The organism is Bradyrhizobium sp. USDA 3262 (assembly GCF_054060035.1).
This window is the reverse complement of the sequence record NZ_JBSSCT010000001.1, coordinates 4,813,290-4,838,045: the sequence shown is the minus strand read 5'-3', so window position 1 is coordinate 4,838,045 and position 24,756 is coordinate 4,813,290. Positions and strand designations below refer to the sequence as shown.

Here is a 24,756-nt window from a genome sequence, read left to right as displayed (position 1 = left end):
TGGCTAACCTCTGCTAACCGGAGGTCCGCAGCTTCTGCAGCTCCGGAAATTCTTCCTCGCGGAACTCGACACCGCGCAACGCATCGCTTCTGACATCGTCATGTTCGAGCCGGCGCAACTGCACGCGACGGATTTTTCCAGAAATCGTCTTGGGCAATTCGGTGACCAGCTCGATCTTGCGGATGCGTTTAAACGGTGCGAGCCGCGTGTGCAAATGTTGGAAGATCGACAGCGCCGTCTCCGGAGTGCGCTCGACACCCGACACCAGCAGCACATAGGCCTTGGGGACCGCGAGCCGGATCGGGTCCGGGCTCGGCACCACCGCGGCCTCGGCCACCGCGTCATGCTCCAGCAGCACGCTTTCCAGCTCGAACGGCGAGATGCGGTAGTCGGAGGACTTGAACACGTCGTCGGTGCGGCCGACGAAGGTCAGATAACCCTCGTCATCGGTGAACACGACGTCGCCGCTGCGATAGATCTCGCCGTCGGTGCCGATGAGCTTGCCGTCGTCGCCCTGATAGCCCTGCATCAGGCCGGCCGGCCGGGCGGCGCCGAGCAGCAAGGTCACCTCGCCCTCCTTCGCGGGGTGGCCGTCATTGTCGGTGACCTGCACGCGATAGCCCGGCAGCGGCCGGCCCATCGAGCCGACCTTCACCTTCTGTCCCGGCGAGTTGCCGGCCAGCGCGGTGGTTTCGGTCTGGCCGTAGCCGTCGCGGATAGTCAGCCCCCAGGCCGATTTGACCTGGTCGATGATCTCGGGATTGAGCGGCTCGCCGGCGCCGCACACCTCGCGCAGCGAGACCTTGAAGCTCGCGAGGTCTTCCTGGATGAACATCCGCCACACCGTCGGCGGCGCACACAGCGTGGTGACGCCGCAGCGGCCGATGATCGAAAGCAGTCCTTTCGCCTCGAAGCGTGGCTGGTTCGCGATAAAGATCGTTGCGCCGGCATTCCACGGCGCGAAGAAGCAGCTCCAGGCATGCTTGGCCCAGCCGGGCGAGGAGATGTTGAGATGGATGTCGCCGGGCTGCAGGCCGATCCAGTACATGGTCGAGAGATGGCCGACCGGATAGCTGCGCTGGCTGTGCCGCACCAGCTTCGGCTTTGCCGTGGTGCCCGAAGTGAAATAGAGCAGCATCGGGTCGTCGGCGTTGGTCGGGCCATCGGGCGTGAATGCGTCGGACTGCTTGGCGGCATCCTCGAACGGCAACCAGCCGTCCTGCGCCTGCGTCGCGCCGACCACGATGCGAACGAGGTTGTCGCTGCCGAGGCCTGCGAACTTCGCGACCTGATCCTGCGTGGCAACCACCGCCCTCGCCTTACCGCGGTCGAGCCGGTCGCGCAGTTCATCCGCAGTCAAGAGCGTGGTCGCGGGGATCACGACCACGCCGAGCTTCATCGCCGCCAGCATGGTCTCCCACAGCGGCACCACATTGCCGATCAGCAGCAACAGATGATCGCCACGCTTCAGCCCCTGCGCGCGCAGGAAATTTGCAACCTGGTTTGAGCGGCGCGACAGCTCGGCGAAGGAAAGCTTGGTCTCGTTGCCGCTGGCGGCATCGACGATCCACAGCGCCGGCCGGTCGCGGCTGTCGGCATTATCAGCCAGTTCGGCGTCGAACCAGTCGAGTGCCCAGTTGAACGGCACCGGATCGGGCCAGCGAAATCCCTTCACCGCGGCATCGTAGTCGGTGCGGTGCTCGAGCAGAAAGGCGCGTGCGTCCTGAAATGTGGTCATCCGGCTTCACCTGACGTCATCCTGAGGAGCCGCGCGAAGCGCGGCGTCTCGAAGGATGGCCATAGACACCGTCTTTCCATCCTTCGAGGCTCGCTCCGCTCGCACCTCAGGATGACGGCGATTTACTTCGGGGCAAGGGCCCTAACGTGCTGGATAATTCCGGAAAAGTCGACCCCGCCGTGGCCCGACGCGTCGAAGGTTTTATAGATCTCCTGCGCGTGCTTGCCGAGCGGCGTAACCGCGCCGGCCGCATTGGCGGCGTCCTGCGCCAAGGTCAGGTCCTTGACCATCAGGTTGGAAGCAAAGCCCGGCTTGTAGTCGTTGTTGGCCGGCGACGTCGGCACCGGGCCGGGAACCGGGCAATAGGTGGTCAGCGACCAGCACTGCCCCGACGAGGTCGAGGCGACGTCGAACAGCGCCTGGTGCGACAGGCCGAGCTTCTCGGCGAGCACGAAGGCCTCGCCGACCGCGATCATGGAAATGCCGAGGATCATGTTGTTGCAGATCTTGGCCGCCTGCCCCGCACCGCCCGCGCCGCAATGCACGATCTTCTTGCCCATGTTGGCGAGCATCGGCTGGGCCGCCGCGAAGGCTTTGTCCTCACCGCCGCACATGAAGGTCAGCGTCGCGCCCTTGGCGCCGCCGGTGCCGCCGGAGACCGGGGCATCGACCGAGGCCATGCCGTGCTTGGCGGCCAGCGCATGCGCCTGCTTGGCGCTTTCGACGTCGATGGTCGAGCAGTCGATGATCAGCGTGCCCTTGGCCATCGCCGGAAGCACCTCGTTCCAGACGCCGAGCACATGCTTGCCGGCCGGCAGCATGGTGATGACGACATCGGCGCCCTTCACCGCGCCGACGCCGCTCTCGGCGATCGCGGCACCGTCGCTCTTGGCCTGATCGCGGGATGCCGCGACCAGATCGAACGCGGTCACCTTGTGGCCGGCCTTGACCAGATTGGCCGCCATCGGCCCGCCCATATTGCCGAGCCCGATGAATGCAACGTTTGCCATGGGAAGTCCTCCGCTTGCGACGTTTCTATTTGCTGTCGGGAAATTTCAATTCGTCGGCGCCGATCTCGGCGAAGTAAGGCGCCACCATCTCAGGCGTCACCTGCTCGATCCGGGCCGGCGACCATGTCGGATTGCGATCCTTGTCGATGACGGCGGCGCGCACGCCCTCGCGGAAATCGTCGCTGGCGAACACTTCGAGCGCGGCGCGATATTCGCGCACCAGGCACTCTTCCAGCGTCGCGGTCGCGCGCGCCAGCCGCAGCAGTTTCAGCGTCACCACCATGCCGCGCGGCGACTTCTCGCCGAGCGTCTTCAGCGTGTCCTGTGCCATGTCGGATCCGTCGGCCGTCAGCGCGGCGACGACGTCCTCCATCCGGCCGCGTGCGAACCAGCCGTCGATCCTGGCCTGCATCGCGGCGACAGGGCCAGCCGTCTCGCCGGTGGCGAAGCCTCCGATCAGCCGGTCGATCTCGGCCGAATTCGTGCCCGGCGCAACCTTGGTTAGCGCCTCGCGCAACGCCGGCAGCTTCGCGCTCGGCACCACGGCGTCGGCGAAGTTGGCGTAGATTGCATCGGGACCGTTCATCGTGGTGCCGGTGAGCCCGAAATAGGTGCCGATCTCGCCGGGCGAGCGCGACAGCAGATAGGTGCCGCCGACGTCGGGGAAAAAGCCGAGCCCGACCTCGGGCATCGCGAGCTTGGTCCGCTCCGTCACCACGCGGTGGCGGCCATGCGCCGACAGCCCGACGCCGCCGCCCATCACGATGCCGTCCATGAAGGCGACATAGGGTTTTGGGAATTTCTTGATCCGCGCGTTGAGGATGTATTCGTCGCGCCACAGGATCTTGCCGAGATCGCCCTTGACCTTGGAGCTTTCCCAGAGCGCGCGGATATCGCCGCCGGCGCACAGGCCGCGGTCGCCGGCGCCCTCCAGCACGACGACGGCGACATCGCCATCGGCCTCGAACACATCGAGCGCCCTGTCGATGTCGTGGAACATCTCCAGCGTCACGGCATTGATCGCCTTCGGCCGGTTCAGTCGGATGATGCCGGCAGAACCTTCCTTGCGCGCGATCAGATCGCCCTCGGCTGCCGCCGCATCATTCATCGCGCGCCCTCGATCAACTTGCGCGACACGATCAGCCGCATGATTTCATTGGTGCCTTCGAGGATCTGGTGCACGCGCAGATCGCGCACGATCTTCTCGACGCCGTATTCGCTGAGATAGCCGTAGCCGCCATGCAGCTGCAGCGCCTGGTTGGCGACCTCGAAGCCGACATCGGTGCCGAACCGTTTTGCCATCGCGCACAGCATGGAAGCGTCAGAATCCTTGCGGTCGAGCGCGGCGGCCGCGCGCCACAGGAAGGTGCGCGCGGCCTCGAGCTCGGTCGCCATGTCGGCGATCTTGAACTGCAGCGCCTGGAACTCGTCGAGCCGCTTTCCAAAGGCCTTGCGGTCCTTCATGTAGGCCAGCGCCTTGTCGAGCGCCGCCTGCGCGCCGCCGAGCGAGCACGCCGCGATGTTGAGCCGGCCGCCGTCGAGCCCGGCCATCGCAATCTTGAAGCCGATGCCCTCCTCGCCGAGCCGGTTCGCGACCGGCACGCGCGCATTCTCGAACATGACAGCGCGGGTCGGCTGCGCATTCCAGCCCATCTTGCGCTCATTGTTGCCGAACGACACGCCCGGCGTGTTGCCGTCGACGACAAGCGTCGAGACGCCGCCGGGACCGTCGCCGCCGGTGCGCACCATCGCCACCAGCAGGTCGGTGCTGCCGGCACCGGAGATGAACTGCTTCTGGCCATTGAGCACATAGTGATCGCCGTCGAGCACCGCGCGGGTGCGCAGCGCGGCGGCGTCGGAGCCGGCGCCCGGCTCGGTCAGGCAGTAGCTGGCGATCAGCTCCATGGTGCAGAGCTTCGGCAGCCATTTGTGGCGCTGGGTGTCGTTGCCGTAGGCATCGATCATCCAGGACGCCATGTTGTGGATCGAGATGAAGGCCGACGTGGTCGGGCAGCCCGTCGCCAGCGCCTCGAAGATCAGCGCGGCGTCGAACCGCGTCATCGCCGAGCCGCCGACATCGTCCTTGATATAGATGCCGCCGATGCCGAGGTTTGCCGCCTCGCGCATCACGTCGACCGGAAAGTGCTTTGTCTCGTCCCATTCGAGCGCGTGCGGCGCGATCCTCTCCGCCGCAAACGCCCGCGCCATGTCGCGAACCGCGATCTGGTCCTCGTTGAGAGCGAACTGCATGCTTCGCCTCTAGGGACGAGTTTACTTCATCGTCGGGATCGAGAACTCCGCGCCTTCCTTGACGCCGGACGGCCAACGCGAGGTCACCGTCTTGGTCTTGGTGTAGAAGCGGATCGAGTCCGGACCGTGCTGGTTGAGGTCGCCGAAGCCGGACTTCTTCCAGCCGCCGAAGGTGTAGTAGGCGATCGGCACCGGGATCGGCACGTTGATGCCGACCATGCCGACATTGACCTTGGCGGCGAAGTCGCGCGCGGCGTCGCCGTCGCGGGTGAAGATCGCGACACCGTTGCCGTAGTCATGGTCGGACGGCAGCGCCAGCGCCTCGTGATAGTCGTGGGCGCGCACCACCGAGAGCACCGGGCCGAAGATCTCTTCCTTGTAGATCCGCATGTCCTTGGTGACGTTGTCGAACAGCGAACCGCCGAGATAGAAGCCCTTCTCGTAGCCCTGCATCTTGAAGCCGCGGCCGTCGACGGCGAGCGTCGCGCCTTCCTTGATGCCGATGTCGATGTAGCTCTTGACCTTCTCGACCGCCTCGCGGGTCACCAGCGGGCCGTAATCGGCCGACGGATCGACCGAGGTGCCGATCTTGAGCGACTCGACGCGCGGGATCAGCTTCTCCATCAGGCGGTCGGCGGTGGTCTTGCCGACCGGCACCGCGACCGACACGGCCATGCAGCGCTCGCCGGCGGAGCCGTAGCCGGCGCCGATCAGCGCATCGACGGTCTGGTCCATGTCGGCATCCGGCATCACGATGGCGTGGTTCTTGGCGCCGCCGAAGCACTGGCATCGCTTGCCGGTCTGCGCGGCGCGCTCGTAGATATACTGCGCGATCGGGGTCGAGCCGACGAAGCCGATCGCCTTGATATCGGGATCGTCGAGGATGGCGTCGACCGCCTCCTTGTCGCCGTTGACGACGTTGAGGATGCCGGCCGGCAGCCCGGCTTCGATCATCAGCTGGGCCAGCGCCATCGGCACGCCCGGATCGCGCTCCGACGGCTTGAGGATGAAGGCGTTGCCGCAGGCGATCGCCGGCGCAAACTTCCACATCGGGATCATCGCCGGGAAATTGAACGGCGTGATGCCGGCGACCACGCCGAGCGGCTGGCGCATCGAATAGATATCAATGCCGGGGCCGGCGCCCTCGGTGTATTCGCCCTTCATCAAATGCGGGATGCCGCAGGCGAACTCGGCGACCTCGAGGCCGCGCTGGATGTCGCCCTTGGCGTCGGGAACGGTCTTGCCGTGCTCGCGCGCCAATAGCTCCGCGAGCTTGTCGTAGTCGCGCTGCACCAGCTCGACGAACCGCATCATGACGCGGGCGCGGCGCTGCGGGTTGGTGGCGGCCCATTCCGGCTGCGCGGCCTTGGCGTTCTCGACCGCGGCGCGGAGCTCGGCCTTGGAGGCCAGCGCCACCTTGGCCTGGACCTCGCCGGTCATCGGCTCGAAGACGTCAGCCGTGCGGCCCGACGTGCCCTTGACCTCCTTGCCACCGATGAAATGTCCGATTGAGCGCATGGAAAACCTCCCTGAAGCACCTGAATCGCCGCTCCTCGCGGCGGGATCGCTTTACAAACCCTATTGACCCTGCATTTTATGGGATTCAAGTCCGATAAATTGCACCATAGATGTGCGGAAATGCTGGATCAAGGCGGCGGCACAATCGACTGGGACGACTTCCGTTTCGTGCTTGCCATCGTGCGCGGCGGGTCGGTTTCGGCTGCCGCCAAGCAGCTCGGCGTCGATCATGCCACAGTGATCCGCCGTGTCGACCGGCTGGAGCGCCACCTCTCCGCAAAACTGTTTGATCGCCGCAAGACCGGCTATCTCCTCACCGAGGCCGGCCAGCGCGTCGCCGACAGCGCGGAGGCGATGGAATCGACCATCGTCGCCAACCAGGAGGCGGTCGGCGGCTCGCGCGCCCATCTCACCGGCACGGTGCGGATCGGCGCGCCCGACGGCTTCGGCAGTCACTTTCTGGCCTCGCGGCTGGTCAAGTTCACCGAGCGGTATCCCGATCTCGATCTGCAGCTCGTCGCCACCGCGCGGCTGTTCTCGCTCTCCAAGCGCGAGGCCGACATCGCGATCAGCCTGACGATGCCGAAGGAAGGCCGCATCGTCGGCCGCAAGCTCCTGGACTACACGCTCGGGCTTTATGCCGCACCCAGCTATCTCGGCCAGGCGCCGGTCATTGCCGCACGCGCCGACCTGGCGCGGCATCGCTTCGTCGGCTACATCGAGGAGCTCTTGTTCACGCCGGAGCTCGACTATCTGCCGCAGGTCTCGCCAAAGATTTCCGCGAAATTCCGCAGCGCCAACCTGATCGCCCAGCTCAACGCCACCATCGCCGGCTTTGGCATCGCCGTGCTGCCGCACTTCATGGCGACCGCCCACCCCGAGTTGCAGCCGGTGCTGCCGGACGAGGTGCGGATCTCCCGCACCTTCTGGCTTTTGATGCACGCCGACAGCAAGGACCTCGCCCGCATCCGCGCGGTGGCGGATTACATCTACGAGACGGTGGAAGCCGAGCGCGCGCTGTTCAGCGGGGTGTAATCTCTCCGTCGTCCCGGCGAAGGCCGGGACCCATAACCACAGCATTGCGTTGTTGAAGCGCGCTGCGGCCCCAGCGCCGCGCCACCACGACCATTTGGGGTAATGGGTCCCGGCCTTCGCCGGGACGACGATGGGGAAAGATCGCGGCTAATTCACCCTGGCTTTCTTCGCCGGCGCCCTGGCCGCGGCGGCGCGTCCCAGCACCGCCTCGCGGCCCGCGCTCAGGATCTCGTCGGACATTTCGCCGCTGCCGGCGATGCGCGACATCACGATGGTGCCCATCATGGTCGCCAGCGTTGCCATAGCCTGCTTGCGGGCGGCCTTGCGCGGCACGTCGATGATCTGGTCGGCCATCATGTCGATCATCTGGTCGAGCTTGAGGGCAAACGCCTTGCGGGTCTTTGGGCTCTCGCGGGCGATCTCGGCGCCGAGCGCCGGGATCGCGCAGCCCTGGCCGGGATCGTCGCGGTGCACCGCCGAAAGATAGCCGTCGATGATGGTTGAAAGCCGCTTCTCCGGCGGCGTGTCCGCGGCGACCTTGCGCCAGCGCTCGATGGCGCGGTCCATCGCGTAGCTGAAGGCCTCGATCACCAGCGCCTCGCGCGAGTCGAAATGCGCATAGAAGCCGCCATGGGTCAGGCCCGCGTCCTTCATCAGGTCGGCGACGCCGATGCCGTGGGCGCCCCGCTCGCGCAGCCGCGTCGCGGCCTTCTTGACGATCCGCGCGTGGGTCTCCTGCTTGTGTTCTTTCGAATAGCGCATGCCAGTCTCATGGAATGTTTCTAATCATATAATAGCAGATTTGCGGCCGGAATGCTGCAGTTATTTCGCCTTGCCGGCCATTTTGGGTTCCCCGCCGAGCATCGAGAATGTCGCGGTCGCGTGCACCGCAAGATTGCCCCTGCCGTCGCGGACGAAGCCCTCGGTGTAGCTGGTCTGGCGCCCGAGCTTGATCACCTTGCCTTCGGCGCTGATGGTGCCCGAACGCGCCGACAGCGGCCGCAGAAAGGTCAGCTTGAGGTCAAGCGTCACCGAGGTCTGCCCCGCCGGCAGCATGGTCGAGATCGCACAGCCCATCGCGGTATCGAGCAGCGCCGCGGCGGTGGCGCCGTGCAGCAGGCCGATGGTGTTCTCGAGGCTCTCATGCGGCTCGAGTTCCATCACGATGCGGCCCTCGTCGACCACCGCCATGCGGAAGCCGATCAGCTTGGCCATCGGCGGCGGCGGCAACCGGCCGTCGCGGATCGCGCGCATCGCCTCGATTCCGGACATCGGCGCCGCCGCCTTCGCCACCGGTCCGGGCGCCTGCCATTCCACCACGCGCGTGCGCGTTAGATCGGGCGAATGAAGATCGATGCTTTCGGCGGCGGTCATGATGGCTCCATTTATATGATGAATATAATTCTATATGTCCGTACCGCGCCGCGCAACCGCAGGACTGGCGCTTGACAGCGACCTGCTTTGTCCGGGACATGGCCCAAGTCATTCCGGGGCTACGCAAGCGTCGAACCCCAATTCGCAATTGCGAATTGTGGAATCTCGAGATTCCGGGTCTGGTGCTTGCGCACCATCCCGCAATGACTTGTCGATCAATTCCTGCGCCGGGACCAACCCATGGACATGCTCAATCCCCACTGCGGCATCGACCGCGACTCCAGAGGCGTCGTCCGCCTCACGATCTGCAACGCCGGCAAGCTGAACATCGTGAGTTCAGCCGTCACCAACGGCGTGCGCGAGGGCTTTGAGCAGCTGGCCGCCGACCGCGGCATCCGCGTCGTGATCCTCGCCGGCGAAAGCAAGCGCAGCATGATCGGCGGCGCCGACATCAAGGAAATGGCGACGCTCGACCAGAAATCCGCTGAAGCATTCATCAGCCGGCTGCGCGACCTCTGCGAGGCCGTGCGCAAATTCCCGGCGCCGGTGATCGCCCGCCTGCCCGGCTGGTGCCTCGGCGGCGGCCTCGAGGTCGCGGCCGCCTGCGACGTCCGCGTTGCCGCACATGACGCGATGTTCGGCATGCCCGAGGTGCGCGTCGGCATCCCCTCGGTGATCCACGCCGCGCTGCTGCCGCGCCTGATCGGCTGGGGTCGCGCCCGCTGGCTGATGATGACCGCGGAGAACATCGACGCCCAAACCGCGCTCGCCTGGGGCCTGGTCGACACCGTGGCAAAGCCCGGCGGTCTCGACGACGCCGTCGAGCACACCGTCAAGGCGCTGCTGGAATGCGGCCCCGAGGCGCTGCGGATCCAGAAGGACCTGCTGCGGCAATGGGAAGAGCTGCCGCTGACCGAATCGGTCAACCTCAGCGTCGGCGTGTTCGGAAAGTCGTTCCAGACCGGCGAGCCGCAGCGGCTGCTGCAGGGGTTTTTGGATCGCAAGCGCTAGCCGCTAGCGCTCAGCTCGAGACGGGGATCTCGATCAGGACCAGCGTGCCGCGGCCCGGCTCGCTCTCCAGCGCGATCCGCCCGCTGAGCGACGACACCACGGTATTAAACGCGATGTGCAGGCCGAGCCCGATATTGCCCCGCTCCCGCCCGGTGGTGAAAAACGGATCGAACACCCGTGCCTGCAAATCCTCGCGGATGCCGACGCCTTGGTCGGCGCAAGCGATCCGGGCGAGCGCCTGATCCGGCTGCGTCACCGTCATGGTGAAGCGTCCGCCGCCGCCATCAGGATAGGCGTGCGCCGCCGCGTTGAACGCCAGGTTGCTGATCACCTGCGCCAGCGCGCCGGGATAGCTGTTGAGCATGATGCCTTGCGGGCACGTGACTTCGACGACCAATCCCTGACGGGACAACAGCGGCCCGAGCTTTGAGATCAGATCGGAGAGCCATCCGCCGAGTTCGAACGTGTGACGCTCCTCGTCGGCCTGATGGATGGCGACCTGCTTGAAGCTGTGCACCATCTCGGATGCCCGATGCAGGTTTTCCGAGGTCAATCGAAGGCCGTTCTCGATCCGTGCAATGCCCCTTGTCAGGTCGGAGCGCCGGACGGCGGTGCCGTTCAGCGCCTCGCTCATCGCGCGAAGATCCGCCTCCATGGTCGTCGACGTGGTCAGCGCCAGGCCAAGCGGCGTGCTGACCTCATGCGCGACACCGGCAACAAGCTGCCCGAGCGAGGCCAGCTTCTCGGCCTGCACGAGCTGCGATTGCGTCGCGTGCAAATCGCGCAACGAGGCTTCCGAACGCTCCTTTTCCTGCTTCAGCGCCTGCGCCGTTCGAAACTGCTGGCGCGCGCGGAACTCGCGGGCGGCGACGGCGTAAAGCGACAGCGCAAAGGCGTTGAGGACCAGGGAATGATTGATGAAGCGCAGCCCCGGCGGCAAAGCCGACCCGAGCGATTCAGCGGTGCATAGCGCAATCCATGTCGTGAGACAGAACACCGCCAGCGGCCCGATCCGCAGCGGCAGCATGGTCGAGACGAACAGGATCACCATCATCACGCCGGGTGCCGCATAGGTGAATCCCGAGGGCAGCACGAGGTAGACGCTCGGCAGCACGCAGCCTGGAATCACGCAATAGACGAGGAAGATCGTCTCGGCCCACGGCTTCATCGCGGGCACCGAGAGCAAGGCGGTGAGCGGCAGCAGGACCAGCACGGCGACCCCGCCGCGGATCGCCAGCGTGGTCGCCACGACGTCGGGATAGAGCACCCAATCCCAGAACGCATATCCGGCGTAGGTGAAGGCGCCGAGCAGCATCGCGACCTGCGTCCAGCCGATATTGCCCCGCACGTACTGGTCTACAAATCGGCGCTCCTCGACGATGTCGTCGAAGCGCAGTCCAAGGCGGGTCAAAAGACGGAGCATTACAATATCAAACGAAAAAGGCCTGGCACTGGAACTTGGCACTGGAAATGGGAGCGTGGAAAATGATCTACGACAGCTTGCCTGCGCTGTCGCGTCCTTTTGGCGCATCGCCGACCGCGGCGCGGCATCGCGCCGCGCCCCTCACCGCGCGTTCGCCGGGGCGTGGGTCGGCCAGAGGTCGGCGCGCCAGTGCAGCGCGATCGCCAGCATGGCGATGAATCCGGCTGCGGCGAGCAGCGTGCCGGTCGCGGTGTAGCCGATCAGGTCGATCAGGCTGCCGGCGGCGAGCAGCCCGAGCGGCAGGCCGTAGATCACCATCATGCGCACGCCCATGACGCGGCCGCGCAGATGCGCGCTGGCATTGCGCATCAGCATCACGGCGGCCGAGATCATCGACATGCTCTGCGCGATGCCGGCGAGCAGCAGGCAGGCCATCGCGACCGGCATGGTCCGGAGCTCGACGAACACCAGGAGCATGGCATACCAGGCGAGCGTCGCGCCGATCAGAAGCCGCGCGATCCGTACCCCGCCGGCCATGCTGAGCGTGATCGAGCCGATCAGCGAGCCCACCGCAAAGCTTGCCGAGAGATAGCCGAGCCCGGTCTGGTCGGTATGGAAGATGTCGCGCGCGACATAGGGCAAGAGCCCGTTGGTGAGCGGAAACGCGGTGAGGTTGGCGAGGAACGCAACGCAGAGCGCGGCGCGCATGCCCGGGCCGCTCCAGGCATAGACGATGCCCTCCTTGAGGTCGCGCAGCAGCTTTGAGCCCGGCGCGTCGGCCGCGAGATCGGTCGTGCCATGCGACTTCGGGCGGCTCATGCAGAGCATCAGGATGGCGGCGACGAAATAGAAGCCGGCGATCCCGACATAGACATAGCCGATGCCGAGCGCCGCGAACAATCCGGCCCCGGTCAGGGCTCCCGCGATACGCGCCGAGTCCTGCGTGGTGCGCGCCAGGCTGATGGCGCCGACCAGTTGCTCCGGCGGCATGATGTCGGCGAGCAGCGCCCCGCGCACGCCGAGATCCGACGGGCGGATCACGCCCATGATCGCGACGATGATCATGACGTTCAGCGGGGCGAGATGCCCGGTCAGCGCCAGCGTCATGATGGTGCCGGCAAGCGCCGTATAGGCAAAGCGCATCACGGCGAGGAGATCGCGGTGCCCCATACGGTCGCCGATCATACCGACAACCGGCGCGACCAGCGTGCCGACATATTGCAGCGACGCCAGCACGGTCAGCAGCAGCACCGAGCCGGTCTCGACCATGATGTACCAGCCGAGCACCAGCGTCTCGACCTCGAACGCCCAGGAGGTGAGCAGATCGGACGGCCATTGAAAGCGATAGCTGCGGATGCGAAATGGCGCGAGCGCGGAGGTCCGCGGGGTCCCGCTCAAGACGCGATGACGCGTGTCACGGCGTGTCCTGCCCTTTTTCGTTGTTCTTCTGGGTCTTGGTTCTTGGTCGTGCTCGCGGCGCTTTGAATCTGTCTTGAGTCGCTTGGGAAAATGCCCTGTTCCGGCAGCGTAGCGCCGAGGCGATGGGTGTCAATCGAAGCCGCCGCATGCGGCCATGCGCGATGGTATCCGCAGCGACGGGATGGCGCAGCCTCGCGAATCGCAGGCCCTACACCGGCGGCACGGCGCGCCGCAGCATGAAATGGGTGGGTACGAAAGCGAGCAGCGGCAGGCCGATCATCAGGCCGGCCAGCCACACCAGCGGCGGCACGAAGCCTTGCGCCGCCCTGTCGCTGGTGCCGAAGACGTAGTTGATGTTGACCGGAGTCATGCCCGGGTCCGGCCGCGGTCCCGGCATCACAAAGTAGCAGATCAGCAGCAGCGCCCACGCCAGCACGCTCCAGGCGATCAGCGCGCGCTGGTCATAACCGAGCCGCCAGACCAGGAACAGCAGCAGGAACGGCAGCCAGCCGTGGAAGCCCGACAGGAACCGCAGGAACAGCGAGAGATTCTGGTCGAACATGTAGTCGGTCATTCCGGTGAGCGAGTAGCCGGCGACATGGGCGAGAAAATCGATCACCCAAAATGTTTGCGGCACAAGGAGTCCGACGGCGCACATCGAAATCAACAGCGCGTTCTCGGTCCAGACCCCGATCAAGGTGAGGATCAGGCAGACGTCGCAGAAATACAGGAAGTTGGTCGGCCCGTAGCAGTAGGTGTACACCGGCACCAGGACCGCCATGAAGGCGCTGAAGCCGATCTTGACGGAGAGCGGAATGCGGGCGGACGGCTGCTCGACGGCGATCACGGACATTGCGGCGGGACTTTCCATTGCACGATCCGCCAGCCCTAGCGACTGATCGGTAAACAGACCCGTATTCCGCAACCTTGAATTGATCGGCGTTCGGAATTCGGTTAACGCCAACTCAGCGGCGCCGGTACAGTTTTAGCTGCCCGCGCGCGCGATGATCGTGCTAGCATGCCTGTTCCGAAGCCGCGGAGGACGACATGAACGCCTTCGAAGTTTTCGCGATCTACCTCACGCCCTTTGTGATCATCGCGATCGCAATCCGGCTGCTGATGAAGCGCCATGCCGTCGACCTGCCGGACGTGCAGAAACAAGCGGGCTCCGCGCCGAAGCGACGATTTCTGCTCGGCGCCTGGCGGTCGGATTAGGTCAGGTCGCAGACAAGCTCGGATGCGCCGCCGCCCGGCGAAATTCTCAATCACTGATTTGCCCGACTGCGCAAGGCCTCGCGACAAAAGCATTTCGCCTTATCCGAAGAGAAACTCGGTGTACGTTCGGGCGATTCATGCCGCGAGAATGCGGACGTGTGACTCGCAAGGGGCGCCAAACACTCGGTGTCGTCCCTGCGAAAGCAGGGACCCATAACCACCGATGTTGATGGTTGCGCGATGTTGGAACGACGAGTCTCTTCAACAAGCTCCGCCGCGGCGTATGGGTCCCTGCTTTCGCAGCGACGACACCGGTGGAGACTCGCGTGCTCTCATTCTCCCTGGTGTCATCATGAATCGAGGACCATCCTCATCGTCGTCCCGGCGAAAGCCAGGACCCATTGCCCAAATCTCCATTGCTGCGCGGCGCCGGGGCCACGATCCGGTTCATCACTGAAGGCGGTGGTTATGGGTCCTGGCTTTCGCCAGGACGACACTGGTGATTGTGGAGCATCCCAGCCCCAAACTCATGCGAACACGACATTTTGTCATGACAGCCACAGTTGCATTTTTTGCATTGCATCATATGATGACAATAATTCAATCAAATCCCCGACATAAAAAGGGACTCCTGCCATGGCAACCAGCACCGATCCCGTCGTCATCCTCTCCGCCGCCCGCACCCCGCTCGCCCGCTTCATGGGCGAGCTCGCGCCGCTGCCGGCGCACAAGCTCGGCTCGCATGTGATCGGGGCGGCGCTGGAGCGCGCAAGACTCGCGCCCGAACGCATCGACGAGGTGTTCATGGGCAACGTGCTGCCCGCCGGCCAGGGCCAGGCCCCTGCCCGCCAGGCCGCGCGCGGCGCCAAACTGCCGGATGCCACCGGCGCCACCACCGTCAACAAGGTCTGCGGCTCCGGCATGAAGGCGACCATGCTGGCCCACGACATCATCAAGGCCGGCTCGGCCGAGATCGTGCTGTCCGGCGGCATGGAGAGCATGAGCAATGCGCCGTATCTGTTGCAGAAGGCGCGCGGCGGCTATCGCGCCGGCCACGATCGCATCATCGACCACATGATGATGGACGGGCTCGAGGACGCCTACGAGACCGGCCGCTCGATGGGCGATTTCGGCGAGGCGACCGCGGAGGCCTATCAGTTCACCCGCGCCGACCAGGACGCGTTCGCGATGGAGACGCTGAGCCGTGCCCGCAAGGCGGTCGAGGGCGGCGCCTTCAAGGCCGAGATCGCGCCGATCACGCTCGCCGAGAAGGCCGGCCCGCGGATCGTCGCCAATGATGAGCACCCGCTGAAGGTCGATCCGGCGAAAATCCCCGGCCTGAAGCCGGCATTCCGCGCCGGCGGCACCATCACGCCGGCCGCCTCCTCCGCCAATGCCGACGGCGCCGCGGCGCTGATCCTCAGCCGGCGCTCGCTCGCCGATCGCGATGGACTGCCGGTTCTGGCCGAGATCAAGGGCCACGCCACCCACAGCCAGGAGCCGCAGTGGTTCACGACAGCGCCGATCCCGGCGATCAGAAAACTGCTCGACAAGGTCGGCTGGAGCGTCGGCGATGTCGACCTGTTCGAGATCAACGAGGCGTTTGCGGTAGTCGCGATGGCGGCGCAGCGCGACCTCGGCATTCCCAGGGACAGGCTGAACATCAACGGCGGCGCCTGCGCGCTCGGCCATCCGATCGGCGCCACCGGCGCACGGCTGATCGTGACGCTGCTGCACGCGCTGGAGGCGCAGAACCTGAAGCGCGGCGTTGCCGCGCTGTGCATCGGCGGCGGCGAAGCCACCGCCATCGCCGTGGAGCGGGTCGCGCGCTGATCCACTGCCTGCCCTCATGGTGAGGAGTGCGAAGCACGTCTCGAACCATGAGGCCCGGTTCCCGGCCTGCATCCTTCGAGACGCCCGCTCTGCGGGCTCCTCAGGATGAGGTTATACAGAGTCCTAAAACGAGGGAACTATGGCATTTTAGCCATGGCTGCCCCGTGCCATATTGCGCATCACGCAAAGCTTTCACCGCAATCGATCTGGAACACAATGATCTCGAACTGGCTTGCTTCCACCCTCGCCCGCCGCAACATCCATTACGGCTGGGTGATGGTCGCCGTGACCTTCCTGGCCGCGCTGATCTCGGCCGGCACCGTCGGCGCGCCCGGCGTGTTCATCGTGCCGCTGCAGAAGGAGTTCGGCTGGTCCACCGCCGAGATTTCCTCCGCGCTGTCGATCCGCTTCATCCTGTTCGGGCTGATGGCGCCGTTCGCCGCCGCGCTGATGAACCGCTACGGCCTGCGCAACGTGACGCTGGCGGCGCAGCTGATCGTGGTCGCCGGACTATTGGCCTCGCTCGCCATGACCCAGGTCTGGCAGCTCATCCTGCTGTGGGGCGTCGTGATCGGCATCGGCACCGGGATGACCGCGCTGGTGCTCGGGGCGACGATCGCGGCGCGCTGGTTCGTGGCGCGGCGCGGCCTCGTGGTCGGCATCCTCACCGCGAGCGTCGCGACGGGCCAACTGGCCTTCCTGCCGCTGCTCGCGACGCTGACCGAGCGCTACGGCTGGCGCGTCGCGCTCGGGCTGGTCTGCGTCATGCTCGGCGTCGCCGCCTTTGCCGTGCTGATGGTGATGCGCGACCGGCCGAGCGACGTCGGCCTGCGTCCGTTCGGCGACGAGGGCACCGCGCCGCTTCCCGCGCCGCCGCCGGCCAATGCACCGATCGTGGCCGCCGCGCTGGGCACGCTGCGCGACTCCGCGAAGTCGTCGGTGTTCTGGATCCTGTTCGCGACCTTCTTCGTCTGCGGCGCCTCGACCAACGGCCTGGTCCAGGTTCATTTGATCCCGATGTGCCTCGACTACGGCATCCCGCAGGTGCAGGCGGCAAGCCTGCTCGCCGCGATGGGGATCTTCGATTTCTTCGGCACCATCGTCTCGGGTTGGCTGTCGGACCGCTACGACAACCGCTATCTGCTGTTCTGGTACTACGGCCTGCGCGGGCTGTCGCTGCTGTTCCTGCCGTTCTCCGACTTCACATTCTACGGGTTGTCGCTGTTCGCGATGTTCTATGGCCTCGACTGGATCGCGACGGTGCCGCCGACGGTGCGGCTCACCGCGCAGCGCTTCGGCGCCGAGCGCGCCAATCTGGTGTTCGGATGGATCTTCGCCGGCCACCAGCTCGGCGCAGGCGCCGCCGCGTTCGGCGCCGGGCTGTCGCGCACGATCTATCAAAGCTACCTGCCGGCGTTCTTCATTGCCGGTGCGCTGTGCATCTTTGCCGCGCTGATCGCGCTCGCGATCGCGCGGCCGCAGCCGAAATCGGTGGCGGAGCCGAAGCCGGTCGCGGCCTGAGGCTGCTGCCTGCGCGACGAGCGCCGGTCAGTACGACAGGATGGTGCGCATCCCGAACACCACGCTGTCCTTGATCCGATGCGTTTGCGTCGGATCGTTGGGATCGACGGCGCCGCCGCCGGGATGGGCGATGTATTGAAACATCGGCTGCATGGTGAAATTCGGGTTCACCACGTGCTGGTAGGTGATCTCGAGGATCGCCTCGTAGTCGCGGATCGGATACGGCGTACCCGTGAAGATCTGGGTGTCGCGGTCGAGCGCGCGCGCGGCGTCCGAAATCCTGGCATAGATCGCGGCGATGCCGAATCGATCGTCCGGATACGTCTCGCTGAAGCCGGTGAACAGGAAGCCGCCGTCGACATAGGTGCTGATCAGATTGCGGTCCGACGGGCTGACCGAAGCGCGCATGAAGAACGCGACGCCCTTGTCTGCGTCCGGCCTGGCGCGCGCGAGCAGCTGCTCGTAGACCATGAAGATGCCGTTGTCCCGCCGCAGCCATCGCGTGTCGCCGGAGCTGTCGGGATCGGCGAGCGACAGCCCGTCGGCCGAGAAGCGCTGGTCGGCGAACGAGCCCATGTGATACCAGGCGCCGCCGGTGATGGTCGCCGGCAGCCTGCTCTCGCCGATCTCGAACTTGTATTTGAGCTGGCCGATCCACCACGGCGGATCGTTCACGCGAAAATTCAGCCCGTGGGCGTTCAAGATCTGCGGATCGTCCGTCCCCTGCGGCGGCGAAGCCGAACCGTCGAACAGCGCCAGATAGGCGGTGATGCGGTCGGACAGATTGGCCTTGAACCGGATGCCGGGCACGGCAAGTGGCGGCGACGGTCCGCCGGCCGGCAGAATGGTGCCGACAATGCCCGGCCAGCCCAGCGCCGAATTGATGAAGATGTCGTCGTACTGGCTGTCGATGAACTCGACGTCCGAGCCCTGCTGGCCGACGCGCACCGAGAGTTTGCCGCCGAGCAGCTTCTGCTCGATCCAGAATTCATAAAGCCGCGTCGCCGGCAGCGACTCGACGCCGGACACCAGGAACAGGTTGCCGACATAGCTCCGCGACAGCCCGTCGCCGTGGATCTGGTACATGTTGGCGTGGAAGGTCGCGCGGCTCCAGCCCATCGCCTTCTCGAGGTCGATGGTGGTGCCGAGATCGAGGCGGCCGGTATAGGCCGCGCCGTTGCTGACGCCGCCGGAGACGTTGGAAAACCCCTCCCCAATATAGGTCAGGCTGAACTGGTAGCCGGCCTCCTCGAGCGCAGCACGCGTATCCGCAATCCGGTCGGCCACGGGCTTGTCCTCCGCATGCACCGGCGCGCCGAGCGCGAGGGCCGCGGCCACCAACATCGCGCGGGAAAGAACTCTGCACATCGGGAATGCCGCGGTGCGAATCGCGCTATTTGACGATGCCGAGCCGCCGCATCAGCAGATAGGCCAGCAGCGCCGACCCGGCCAACAGGCCTGCGGCGACCAGAAATCCGCTGTCGACATCGGTCAGCGGCAATCCCTTGGTGTTCATGCCGAAGATGCCGGTGACGAGCGTCGGCGGCAGCAGCATCATGGTGACGACGGACAACGCGTGGAGGTGCTTGTTGCTCTCCTCCTCGAGCTTGAAGCGCAGCTCCTCCTCCAGCAGGCGGCTGCGCTCGTGCAGTTCGACGATGTCGTGGTCGAGACCGTCGAGCCGCTGCGCGAGCTTGCCGGCCTGCAGCCGCAGCGCCGGACTGAGATCGTCGGTGCTCTTCTGTTCGAGCCGGTGGAACAGCACGCGCAAGCCCGCGAGCTGGCGATGCAGGCGTACGCAGGTACGGCGCATCCGGCTCAGATTCTTGCGCAGCTCGGATCCGGTATCCTCGGCGAGCACCCGCTCCTCGATCGCATCGATATCGGTGCCGATCTTGTCCGCCATGCGGTCCATGGTGTCGGCGATCTCGTCAACGATCTTCTCCAGCAGCGCCGCGACGCTGCCGACGCGATGGCCGCCCTCGAGCACGCGGCGCGTCGCATCGGCGGAGCAGAGCGCCTGATGGCGGCCGCTGACCAGGAGGCGTTCGGTCATCGCAAAGCGCAGGAAGCCGGTCTCGCGGGTGGCGGCTTCAACATCCCGCACCAGGTCGGAGAACACGCCGTAGACGCAATTGTCGACGACGTGGATTTGCTGGAAATTGTCATTCGACAGCAAGAGGTCCCGCGCGAGCTGCGGGATGTGCATATTGGCGAGCCATGCCCGGGTGCGGACGTCGGTCAGGTTGAAGTGCAGCCACAGCCTTCCGTCGTGGCTCGGCTCGATCGGCGCATCGATCGGAAGCGCCTCGGCGCGGCCGTCGTGACGCAGGCGGAACGCCCAGACCAGACCTGGGACCGCCTCGCGGGTCAGCAGCGACCCGACCGGAGCGGGAGGCAGATCAGCCAGCATGGCCGGCCCCCAACGCAATCGATAACGCAACCGCGCGAAATGACATGTTCAAGACCTCGCCCACGCGCAACGCTGAGCAAGCGCGTCCCTTCGTCGCAACATAGGAGGACGCGCCTGTTACAGTTTTATGTCAGCGACCGCCCTACTCCGCGGCCAGGCCTGTCGGCGCCGCCGCCTCCGCGGTCTCCTTGTTGTAGTCGTGCACGACGCGACCGAACGGCAGCGTCAGATCGGCGAGGAAGTGATGCGCGCCGACAACACGCTTGACCGGGAAATCGGCGACCGGTGCGTTGACGTGGGGCACAAGATGCAGCCGGCCCGGTCCGATCCAGGAGCCCTTGACGACGATGTCGGTCAGGTTGATCGCGACCAGCTGGCAGACCTCGAGATGGCCGTCGACGCCGGGGATCATCTTCAGATTAACTTGCGTCTTCGACAGCGTGGCGCGCGTGACGTCGCCATTACCCGCCATGCTCTCGTGCTTGTAGCCCATCGTGCCCATCGCGACGAGCTGGCCAGCATATTCCAGCGTGCCGGTCAGCGTGTCCTTGACGATCTCGAGCTTGGGATGGGCGTATTTCTTCGGAAAGCCCCAGATCTCGCGGCCGGCCGCGATCGGCGGATCATCGTCGAGATACATCTGGCAGACGAAGTTGACCTCTTCGCCATGCAGGCGCGCGGGGATCACGAGGCCGGACTCGGTGTAGCTGCCGAAGCCGGAGCTGTCGGGCATCTTGATCCATTCGTAATGCACGATCGCCTGCTCGATCGGCTCCAGCGGCTCGGGCAAGCCGGCGCGGATCAACTCCGGATCGGTCTCATAGGTGATGACAAGGAATTCGCGATCGATGAAGCGATACGGACCGGCAGGATAGCTCGGGCCGGCGGCCGGCATCGACGGAAGCTTGAGCAGATCTTCCCTGCGCATCGCAATAACCCCCTGTTTGAAAAATTCGCCCGGAAGCTAACGGCCGAGATTGACAGCGATGTGAGGGATTTCCGTCAGGTGCATGACCTGCGGTTGCGCTTGCGTGACCCGCGTCGCGCTTCCGAGGCCAATGCTAACCATGCAGGCAGGCATGCCGGATCCGCCGAGCGTGGGCGCCGCAATTGTCATCACCGCGTCATCGGCGCGCTGAATTCTCGCCGCGAATTTTTGGAGTGTCTGATATGGACGCGCGAACCCCGCATTTCGACGACATCGATCACGCGACGCCGGGCTGGCGTCCCGAGGGCTGCGATCGCGTGGCCCTGGTCCTGCAGGGCGGCGGCGCACTCGGCGCCTATCAGGCCGGCGTCTATCAGGCGCTACATGAATCCAACATCGAGCCCGACTGGGTCTGCGGCGTCTCGATCGGCGCAATCAACTCGGCGATCATCGCCGGCAATCCGCCCGAAAAGCGGCTGGAGCGGCTGCACACATTCTGGGATCGCATCACCAGCCGCAAGATCTGGCACTACACGCCGGACGGCGACGTCTTCCGCAAGGCGCGCAATCTCACCAGCTCATGGCTGACGACGACGCTCGGGCAGCCCGGCTTCTTCACCCCGCATCAGACCAATCCGTGGTTCAGCCTGGCCGGCGCGCGTACCGCCACCAGCTACTACGACACCACGCCGCTGCGCGAGTCCTTGCTCGAGCTGGTCGATTTCGACCGCATCAATTCCAAGACAATGCGCTTCGCGGTCGGCGCGGTGAACGTGCTGTCCGGCAACTTCATCTATTTCGACAATGCCCATGACGAGATCATTCCCGAGCACATCATGGCGAGCGGTGCGCTGCCGCCGGCGCTGCCGATGGTGAAGGTCGGCACCGATCATTTCTGGGACGGCGGCATCGTCTCCAACACGCCGCTGCAGCATCTGCTCGACCAGGAAGACAACATGAACTCGCTGGTGTTCCAGGTCGACCTGTTCTCGGCGCGCGGCGCGCTGCCGCGCGACATCCAGGACGTGATGGCCCGGCACAAGGACATCATGTATTCGTCGCGCACCCGCTACAACACCGATGTCTATCGCAAGACCTACAATCTGCGCACCGCCCTGCACAACGCGCTGGGAAAAATCCCCGACGATCAGCTCTCGGACGAGGAGCGCCAGCTCAAGAAGGCGAACGCCCGGCTGCCCGGCATCACGCTGTTGCAGCTGATCTATCAGCAGAAGGCCTATGAGGGCGACGCCAAGGACCACGAATTCTCCGGCACCTCGATGCGCGAGCACTGGGTGAGCGGGCACGAGGACACCAAGCGCTCGCTGAAGCGGCGCGAATGGATCAAGATGCCCGAGAACGGCATGGGCATCGTGATCCACGACGTGCATCGGGAAGCCGAGTAGAGGCGCGGTCGCTCCTTCACCGTCATTGCGAGCGAAGCGAAGCAATCCATGTCACCGCTTGCGGAAGCGTGGATTGCTTCGTCGCTACGCTCCTCGCAATGACGGCTGGAGAGGCCTTACGGCCGCGTCGACATGTTGCTCGGCGGCCCGGCCTTGCGGATCGGTTCGGCGAGGCGGGCGAACTCGCAGAGCAGCGAGCGCGTCTTGCGCGGGTCGATCACCTCCTCGACCCAGAACTTCTCGGCCGAGCGGAACGGCGAGCGCAGCTTGTTGAGGCGATCCTCGATCTCGCGCAGCTTGGCGGCGGGATCGGCGGCCGCATCGATCTCGGCGCGATAGGCCGCCTCGATGCCGCCCTCGAGCGGCAGCGAGCCCCAATAGGCCGACGGCCACGCATAGCGCATCGAGAAGCGGTTGGCCGGCTGATGCACCACGCCGGCGACGCCGAAGGCGTTGCGGATGATGATGGTGCACCACGGCACCGTGCTCTGGTTGACCGCCGCCATCGCCCGCACGCCGTGGCGGATGGTCGCCGTCTTCTCCGCCTCGAGCCCGATCATGAAGCCGGGGCAGTCCATCAGATAGACCACCGGCAGATGGAAGGTCTCGGCGAAGTCGACCCAGCGCACCACCTTCTGGCAGGCGTCCGCGGTCCACGAGCCGCCATAGTGGAAGGGATCGCTGGCGAGCAGCAGCACCGCCCGGCCCTCGATCCGCGCCAATCCGGTGATGATCGGGCGGCCGAAATTGGTGCCGACCTCGAAGAACGAGCCCTTGTCGACGACGGCATCGATGATCGGCCGCATCTTGTAGACCTGCCGGCGGTTGCGCGGCACGGCGGTGAGCAGCGACTCCTCGGCGCGTTCAGGATCGTCGGTGCAGGGGACGGTCGGCGGCAGATCGTAGACCGACGACGGCAGATAGGACAGGAAGCGCCGCGCGTAGTCGAACGCCTCCTCTTCGGTCTCGACGGCCTGATCGATCGCGCCGGCGCGAGTCTGGATGTCGGCGCCGCCGAGCTCCTGCTTGGTCAGATCCTGCCCCAGGCGCTTCACCACCGGCGGGCCGGCGACGAACATCGCGGAGCTCTTGGTCATCACCGAGTAATGCGTGGCGGCGAGCCGCGCGGCACCAAGGCCCGCGACCGAGCCGAGCCCGAGACCGACCACCGGCACGCGCGCCAAATTGGCGGTCGTGTACCAGTACCAGCGCGTGCCGCCGACGCCGCCGGGAAGATTGGCCGCGCCCCTGGTCTCGATCGTCTTCACCGAGCCGCCGCCGCCGGAGCCCTCGATCACGCGCACGATCGGCAGGCGGAAGTCGTGCGCCATCTCCTCCGCCATCAACGGCTTGGCGGAAATCGATGCATCCGCCGAGCCGCCGCGCACGGTGAAGTCGTCGCCGACCACGACCACGGTGCGGCCGTCGACCCTGGCGCGGCCGAACACGCAGTTCGCCGGCGTCAGATGCTTGAGTTCGTTGCTCTCGTCATATTCGGCGATGCCGGAGATGGCACCGACCTCGTGGAAGCTGCTCTGGTCGACGAGCTTGTCGATGCGCTCACGAACCGTGAGCCGGCCCTGGTCGCGTTGCCGCTTGACCTTGTCAACGCCTCCCATCTCCCGCGCGAACGCTTCGCGGCGGGCGAGGTCGTCGAGTTCCGGCTTCCAGTTCATTCACTGCTCCCGTCTTGAGGATTTTGTTGTTGTTATGGGCGGTCACCGGAAGCGACTTGCGCTCGATCCGATTGCTGAAGATGTCGCCGTCGGCGCCTTCGAGCAGGCTGCCGAGCGCGGCGGCGAGTTCGACCATTTGCGGTGCGACCTCGCGATGCAGCCGCGCCTCGTCATACATCGCCGAGAGCAGGCCGATCGTGGTGACCACATAGGTCTGATACTGCGGCGACCACAGCGGCACCGCGACGCCGTTGATGTGCGGGCTCCACAGGCCGCAGGCGACGACGTAGCCGTGCTCCTGCAAATGCCGGCGGTTGGCCTCGATGCGCGGCGTCAGCATCTTGGCGCTGTCGGGCAGCTCGCCTTCCATCTCCGCGATCAGCGCGTCACCGACCGCGGGATCGAGTGCGGCCGTGTAGGCATGGCCGGCGGCGGTGGTCGCCATCGAGATGCGGCTGCCGGTGGCCTCATGCAGGCCGAGCGCGTTGGCCGCGCGGGCGAACTCCAGATAGACTAGGTGAAAGCGATCGGGGATGACGAAGCCCACCGTGCCGGGCAACTGATCGGCGACATCCTGCAGGCGCAGCCGGATCAGATTGCGCAGCTGCAGCCCCTTCATCATTGTGGTGCTCATCGCGACCGCGCTCGGGCCGATGCGATATTTCTGGTCGCGCGGCAGATAGACCAGCTGTCCCATCCGCGTCAGCGTGTGCGTCAATCGCGACACCGTCGAACGCGGCAGGCCGCAGCGGTTCGAGATCTCGAGATTGCCGAGCCGGGCTTCGTGTCCCTCGAAGCACCGCAACACGTCGAAGGCGCGCGACACCACCTGGATGACATCGCCATCGCCTGTCTCGCTGGCGAGCATTCCCTGCCTGCTAAGCCGTTCCGAGCGCCTTCCCATCTGCTTGGCTCCATTCCGTCCTGCGGAATAAAATTCCACTTGCAGAAGAAGCTACCTCAGGCAATCTGCCGCCACAACAAAA

The 24,756-nt window shown here is 65.6% G+C and carries 21 protein-coding genes; 6 read left to right on the top strand and 15 right to left on the bottom strand.

Annotated elements, in window-relative coordinates; all coding sequences use genetic code 11:
- Positions 1–13: 13 nt before the first annotated feature.
- The 5 genes from ACVWYP_RS22070 to ACVWYP_RS22050 all read right to left on the bottom strand — a co-directional run bounded on the left by ACVWYP_RS22070 (position 14) and on the right by ACVWYP_RS22050 (position 6,516).
- Complete coding sequence (locus ACVWYP_RS22070) at positions 14–1,738, bottom strand: AMP-binding protein (protein WP_304499789.1); 1,725 nt, start codon at positions 1,736–1,738, stop codon at positions 14–16.
- A 122-nt stretch (positions 1,739–1,860) separates the two neighbouring features.
- Positions 1,861–2,748, bottom strand: coding sequence for a 3-hydroxyisobutyrate dehydrogenase (gene mmsB, locus ACVWYP_RS22065; RefSeq protein ID WP_028344661.1), 888 nt, complete (start codon positions 2,746–2,748; stop codon positions 1,861–1,863).
- Positions 2,749–2,773: 25 nt separating this feature from the next.
- Complete coding sequence (locus ACVWYP_RS22060) at positions 2,774–3,856, bottom strand: enoyl-CoA hydratase/isomerase family protein (RefSeq protein WP_028344660.1); 1,083 nt, start codon at positions 3,854–3,856, stop codon at positions 2,774–2,776.
- Positions 3,853–4,998: an isobutyryl-CoA dehydrogenase gene (locus ACVWYP_RS22055; protein WP_028344659.1), complete on the bottom strand. Its 1,146-nt coding sequence runs from the start codon at positions 4,996–4,998 to the stop codon at positions 3,853–3,855. The genes ACVWYP_RS22060 and ACVWYP_RS22055 overlap by 4 nt, the downstream gene beginning before the upstream one ends.
- 21 nt (positions 4,999–5,019) lie before the next feature.
- Positions 5,020–6,516, bottom strand: coding sequence for a CoA-acylating methylmalonate-semialdehyde dehydrogenase (locus ACVWYP_RS22050; RefSeq protein WP_304499788.1), 1,497 nt, complete (start codon positions 6,514–6,516; stop codon positions 5,020–5,022).
- Between the two features lie 120 nt (positions 6,517–6,636).
- Here ACVWYP_RS22050 and ACVWYP_RS22045 point away from each other — a divergent pair, with 120 nt between their 5' ends.
- Positions 6,637–7,551, top strand: a complete 915-nt coding sequence (locus ACVWYP_RS22045; protein WP_304499787.1) for a LysR family transcriptional regulator — start codon at positions 6,637–6,639, stop codon at positions 7,549–7,551.
- Between the two features lie 147 nt (positions 7,552–7,698).
- On the opposite strand, the gene ACVWYP_RS22040 is transcribed toward ACVWYP_RS22045, so the two are convergent.
- Both ACVWYP_RS22040 and ACVWYP_RS22035 read right to left on the bottom strand, forming a co-directional pair.
- Positions 7,699–8,313, bottom strand: a complete 615-nt coding sequence (locus ACVWYP_RS22040) for a TetR/AcrR family transcriptional regulator (RefSeq protein ID WP_304499786.1) — start codon at positions 8,311–8,313, stop codon at positions 7,699–7,701.
- A gap of 60 nt (positions 8,314–8,373) precedes the next feature.
- Positions 8,374–8,925, bottom strand: a complete 552-nt coding sequence (locus ACVWYP_RS22035) for a PaaI family thioesterase (protein ID WP_304499785.1) — start codon at positions 8,923–8,925, stop codon at positions 8,374–8,376.
- Between the two features lie 240 nt (positions 8,926–9,165).
- On the opposite strand from ACVWYP_RS22035, the gene ACVWYP_RS22030 reads away from it, so the two are divergent.
- Positions 9,166–9,936 (top strand): enoyl-CoA hydratase, encoded by a 771-nt coding sequence (locus tag ACVWYP_RS22030; RefSeq protein ID WP_304499784.1) that lies wholly within the window; start codon positions 9,166–9,168, stop codon positions 9,934–9,936.
- A gap of 10 nt (positions 9,937–9,946) precedes the next feature.
- On the opposite strand, the gene ACVWYP_RS22025 is transcribed toward ACVWYP_RS22030, so the two are convergent.
- The 3 genes from ACVWYP_RS22025 to ACVWYP_RS22015 form a co-directional block, all read right to left on the bottom strand.
- On the bottom strand, positions 9,947–11,359 hold the full coding sequence (locus tag ACVWYP_RS22025; RefSeq protein ID WP_304499783.1) for a sensor histidine kinase: 1,413 nt from the start codon (positions 11,357–11,359) through the stop codon (positions 9,947–9,949).
- Between the two features lie 141 nt (positions 11,360–11,500).
- Positions 11,501–12,757, bottom strand: coding sequence for an MFS transporter (locus tag ACVWYP_RS22020; RefSeq protein WP_304499782.1), 1,257 nt, complete (start codon positions 12,755–12,757; stop codon positions 11,501–11,503).
- Between the two features lie 229 nt (positions 12,758–12,986).
- On the bottom strand, positions 12,987–13,631 hold the full coding sequence (locus ACVWYP_RS22015) for a hypothetical protein (RefSeq protein WP_304499781.1): 645 nt from the start codon (positions 13,629–13,631) through the stop codon (positions 12,987–12,989).
- Between the two features lie 194 nt (positions 13,632–13,825).
- On the opposite strand from ACVWYP_RS22015, the gene ACVWYP_RS22010 reads away from it, so the two are divergent.
- The 3 genes from ACVWYP_RS22010 to ACVWYP_RS22000 all read left to right on the top strand — a co-directional run bounded on the left by ACVWYP_RS22010 (position 13,826) and on the right by ACVWYP_RS22000 (position 17,347).
- Positions 13,826–13,993, top strand: a complete 168-nt coding sequence (locus ACVWYP_RS22010) for a hypothetical protein (RefSeq protein ID WP_162832415.1) — start codon at positions 13,826–13,828, stop codon at positions 13,991–13,993.
- 636 nt (positions 13,994–14,629) lie between these two features.
- Positions 14,630–15,826, top strand: a complete 1,197-nt coding sequence (locus tag ACVWYP_RS22005) for an acetyl-CoA C-acyltransferase (RefSeq protein WP_304499780.1) — start codon at positions 14,630–14,632, stop codon at positions 15,824–15,826.
- Positions 15,827–16,042: 216 nt separating this feature from the next.
- Positions 16,043–17,347 carry an MFS transporter gene (locus ACVWYP_RS22000; protein WP_304499779.1) on the top strand — a complete coding sequence of 435 codons (1,305 nt, stop codon included), beginning with the start codon at positions 16,043–16,045 and terminating at the stop codon, positions 17,345–17,347.
- A gap of 27 nt (positions 17,348–17,374) precedes the next feature.
- On the opposite strand, the gene ACVWYP_RS21995 is transcribed toward ACVWYP_RS22000, so the two are convergent.
- The 3 genes from ACVWYP_RS21995 to ACVWYP_RS21985 form a co-directional block, all read right to left on the bottom strand.
- Positions 17,375–18,691, bottom strand: a complete 1,317-nt coding sequence (locus ACVWYP_RS21995; RefSeq protein ID WP_304500273.1) for a carbohydrate porin — start codon at positions 18,689–18,691, stop codon at positions 17,375–17,377.
- 49 nt (positions 18,692–18,740) lie between these two features.
- Positions 18,741–19,760: a transporter gene (locus ACVWYP_RS21990; protein ID WP_304499778.1), complete on the bottom strand. Its 1,020-nt coding sequence runs from the start codon at positions 19,758–19,760 to the stop codon at positions 18,741–18,743.
- 142 nt (positions 19,761–19,902) lie between these two features.
- Positions 19,903–20,688, bottom strand: coding sequence for an acetoacetate decarboxylase (locus tag ACVWYP_RS21985; protein ID WP_304499777.1), 786 nt, complete (start codon positions 20,686–20,688; stop codon positions 19,903–19,905).
- Between the two features lie 242 nt (positions 20,689–20,930).
- Here ACVWYP_RS21985 and ACVWYP_RS21980 point away from each other — a divergent pair, with 242 nt between their 5' ends.
- Positions 20,931–22,094 carry a patatin-like phospholipase family protein gene (locus tag ACVWYP_RS21980; RefSeq protein WP_304499776.1) on the top strand — a complete coding sequence of 388 codons (1,164 nt, stop codon included), beginning with the start codon at positions 20,931–20,933 and terminating at the stop codon, positions 22,092–22,094.
- Between the two features lie 116 nt (positions 22,095–22,210).
- On the opposite strand, the gene ACVWYP_RS21975 is transcribed toward ACVWYP_RS21980, so the two are convergent.
- Positions 22,211–23,770 (bottom strand): acyl-CoA carboxylase subunit beta, encoded by a 1,560-nt coding sequence (locus tag ACVWYP_RS21975; protein ID WP_304499775.1) that lies wholly within the window; start codon positions 23,768–23,770, stop codon positions 22,211–22,213.
- Positions 23,700–24,674, bottom strand: coding sequence for an IclR family transcriptional regulator (locus ACVWYP_RS21970; RefSeq protein ID WP_057019748.1), 975 nt, complete (start codon positions 24,672–24,674; stop codon positions 23,700–23,702). The genes ACVWYP_RS21975 and ACVWYP_RS21970 overlap by 71 nt, the downstream gene beginning before the upstream one ends.
- Positions 24,675–24,756 lie beyond the last annotated feature (82 nt).